Source organism: Pseudoalteromonas sp. SR45-5, from assembly GCF_014163565.1.
GTDB classification, from domain to species: domain Bacteria; phylum Pseudomonadota; class Gammaproteobacteria; order Enterobacterales; family Alteromonadaceae; genus Pseudoalteromonas; species Pseudoalteromonas distincta.
The window spans coordinates 1-3,383 of sequence record NZ_JACJDN010000452.1 but is presented as its reverse complement, the minus strand read 5'-3'; the positions used below and the strand labels follow the sequence as shown (position 1 = coordinate 3,383).

The following is a 3,383-nucleotide window of genomic DNA, read 5'->3' as shown; positions in this document are numbered from 1 at the left end:
ACAATGAAAAAACTTATAACAGCACTCGGGGTTGCATTGAGCTTAGGCATAAGCGCATCTGCTATTGCAAAAGATAGCGTAAAAGTTGGCTTTGTATATGTAAGCCCCATAGGTGAGGCCGGTTGGACTTATACACATGACTCTAGCCGCCACTACCTAGAAGAAAAGTTTGGCGACAAAATAGAAACTACTTTTGTTGAAAGCGTACCAGAAGGAGCGGATGCAGAGCGTGTTATTACGCAACTGGCTAAAAGCGGGCACGATTTAATATTTACCACGTCGTTTGGCTACATGAACCCAACACTTAAAGTGGCTAAACGATTTCCTAATGTAAAGTTTGAGCATGCCACAGGCTATAAACGCGCAAAAAACGTAAGCACTTACTTTGATCGCATTTACGAAGGACGCTACCTAACAGGTGTTATTGCAGGACACATGAGTAAAACCGACAGCATTGGTTATATTGCTGCGTTTCCTATTCCGGAGGTAATACGCGGTATAAATGCATTTACGCTTGGCTTGCGCTCAGTAAAGCCGAATGCAAAAGTAAAAGTAGTGTGGGTTAATAGCTGGTTTGATCCGGGTAAAGAGCGTGAAGCTGCCGATAGCCTAATAGATCAAGGCGTTGATATTATTACTCAACATACTGATTCGCCTGCACCACTGCAAGCAGCGCAAGCCGCTGGTATTTACGCTATTGGCTACCACTCAGATATGAGCGGATACGGTAAAAAAGCACATTTAACGGCAGCGGTTCATCACTGGGATGAATTTTATGCAGAGCGCGTACAGCAAGTACTTGACGATAAGTGGCAATCGCAAGATATATGGAAAGGGATAGGCTCAGGGATGACTCGCTTAGCGCCGCTAAGTAAAGACATTCCAAGTGATGTTGTGACTGAAGTGAACGCGATTTCAGACAAAATTGGTAAAGGTGAATTCCATCCATTTACTGGCCCTATAAAAAATCAGCAAGGTGAGCTGGTTATTGAAGCGGGTAAAACAATAGACGACAAAACGTTGTTGGGTATGGACTTTTATGTTGAGGGCGTTGAAGGGCAGCTTAAATAAGCGGTTAACGCAATAACAATGAGTTGGTCACTTAGACAAATACAGTGGCTAACTTGCAAAACGTAGAGGTTTATATGTCAATAAATACAAGCTCGTCTGACGATATTATATATGCAGTTGATGACAAACCAGGCGTAACTGAATCATTTTTTGCCGCACTACAGCACGTACTAGCAAGCTTTGTTGGCATTATTACGCCCACGCTTATTATTGGTGGGGTGCTAGGCCTTGGCAGCGAAATACCTTATTTAATTAGTATGGCATTATTTGTATCTGGTGTGGGCACGGTTATACAAGCGCGGCGTGTTGGCCCGGTGGGGTCAGGATTGATATGTGTGCAAGGTACAAGCTTTGCCTTTTTAGGGACTATTTTAGCAACAGGCTTTACCGTTAAAGCCACCGGAGGCAATAACGACGAGGTCCTTGCCACTATATTTGCAGTGTGCTTTTTGGCCGCTTTTGTTGAAGTATTTATTAGTTTTTTTATTAGTAAATTAGGCAAAATAATTAAGCCAGTAGTTACTGGTGTGGTCATCACTACTATTGGTATTTATCTAATTAAAGTAGGCATGACTGATATAGGCGGCGGGCAATGGCTACTTACTAATATGCCTGAAAAATTTGCTTCAACGAGCAACTTAATTGTTGGTTTTTCGGTTGTGGCTTTAGTGGTGCTTCTTAATGCAAGTAAAAACCAATGGGTGAGGCTAACGGCTGTGGTAGTTGCAATGATACTTGGCTGGTTACTTGCGTTTGTATTAGGTATCGCTAATTTTAAATTAGGTGAATTTGACCTAATTGCTATCCCACTGCCTTTTAAATACGGCTTTAATGTTGATTTTGGTGCACTCATAGCCTTTGGTTTTTTATACCTTATTACTGCAATTGAATCGACAGGCGATATTACTGCCAATTGTGCGGTTTCTAAGTTACCTGTTAGAGGACCTAGTTACTTAGCACGTATTCGCGGCGGTATTTTAGGTGATGGTGTTAACTCGATGATTGCCGCTTTATTTAATACTTTTCCTAATACTACTTTTAGTCAAAACAACGGCGTTATTCAGCTAACTGGAGTTGCCAGCAGATATATTGGCCTGTGGATAGGCAGTATTTTAATCATTCTTGGTTTGTTTCCTGTGATTGGCGCTGTATTACAAAATATACCTAAACCTGTTTTGGGCGGTGCAACGCTTGTAATGTTTGGCACCGTAGCAGCCGCTGGGGTCAAAATACTCGCCAGCGAAAAAATAAATCGCAGAAGTTTACTTATTATTGCGGTGAGTTTGGGGCTCGGGCTAGGTGTTAGTTTTGTACCGGAGTTGTTTGCAAACGCACCTAAGTTAGTTACTGCCATATTTGGTAGCGCAGTGACGGTGTCGGGTATCACCGCAATAATAATGACGTTGGTACTACCAGAAAATTACTCAGCAAGTACGGATCATCTTAACTAAACTAATAAAAATCATTAAAGGGATTAACAATGAAAATCAAAACAATAAAAAAATTAGCATTAGTAACTGCAATTGCAATGTGCTCTACAGGTGTATCGGCTAAAGAGCTTTGGTCTGATTTTAGTATTACCGCAATGACAGGAGCCGACTACCTAGAGCCGTTTTCAGGGGAGGAAGATGATAGAAGTGTTGTTACTATAGAGCATGCATCGGGGCATACTTGGGGCAGTACGTTCTTCTTTATGGATAGGCTAAGTAATCCCGATGAAGTGTACGGTGAGCTAAACATAAACCCTACTCTTTACAAGCCACAAAATAGCTTTGTTAAAGAGGTGTTTTTAGGCCTACAAACAGAGTATGGCTCGGGAGATACGGATCAAAATAACTATTTATTAGGGGGCGGTGTATCACTTGATGTACCTGGCTTTCAATATTTTAATGTGGCTTATTATCGTCGTTTTCAAGATGATATAGGTATTCAACGTGAAGATAATAACCAAATAACAGTCACGTGGGGCTATAACAAAGGTAACTTTAGATACGATGGCTTTTTAGATATTGTAGATAGCACCGACACAATGTTTGGTAAAAGTGAAGGTGGCTTTAACTTTACCTCGCAGATTAAATACAATATTGCCCCTATGCTCGGCTTAGATACAGGCCGCCTTGATGTGGGTATTGAGTATGTTTATTGGAAAAATAAATTTGGTGTAGATGGGCAAACCGAACATAATCCAAACTTGCTAGTTAAATGGCATTTTTAACAGCAAATTGAATGGTATTTAATTAATAATTAAAGGCTACTTTTTAGTAGCTTTTTTATTTGATAATCTTAAATAATTGAATAGCTTAAATTAATTG

Annotated in this window: 3 protein-coding genes; all 3 read left to right on the top strand. The window is 40.5% G+C overall.

The features are described from left to right. On the top strand, positions 1 to 1,071 hold a 1,071-nt coding region (locus H5072_RS14970), incomplete at its 5' end, for a BMP family ABC transporter substrate-binding protein (RefSeq protein WP_310735886.1). Between the two features lie 74 nt (positions 1,072 to 1,145). Then, on the top strand, positions 1,146 to 2,522 hold the full coding sequence (locus H5072_RS14965) for a uracil-xanthine permease family protein (protein ID WP_182693971.1): 1,377 nt from the start codon (positions 1,146 to 1,148) through the stop codon (positions 2,520 to 2,522). A gap of 29 nt (positions 2,523 to 2,551) precedes the next feature. Beyond that, the gene (locus H5072_RS14960) at positions 2,552 to 3,286 is read left to right on the top strand and encodes a DUF5020 family protein (RefSeq protein WP_154902967.1); all 735 of its coding nucleotides are present in this window, start codon (positions 2,552 to 2,554) and stop codon (positions 3,284 to 3,286) included. Positions 3,287 to 3,383 lie beyond the last annotated feature (97 nt).

What these genes read in the sequence shown, in the direction of transcription:
- H5072_RS14965 (WP_182693971.1), top strand. Translation starts at nt 1,146, where the DNA reads ATGTCAATAAATACAAGCTCGTCTGACGATATTATATATGCAGTTGAT.
- H5072_RS14960 (WP_154902967.1), top strand. Translation starts at nt 2,552, where the DNA reads ATGAAAATCAAAACAATAAAAAAATTAGCATTAGTAACTGCAATTGCA.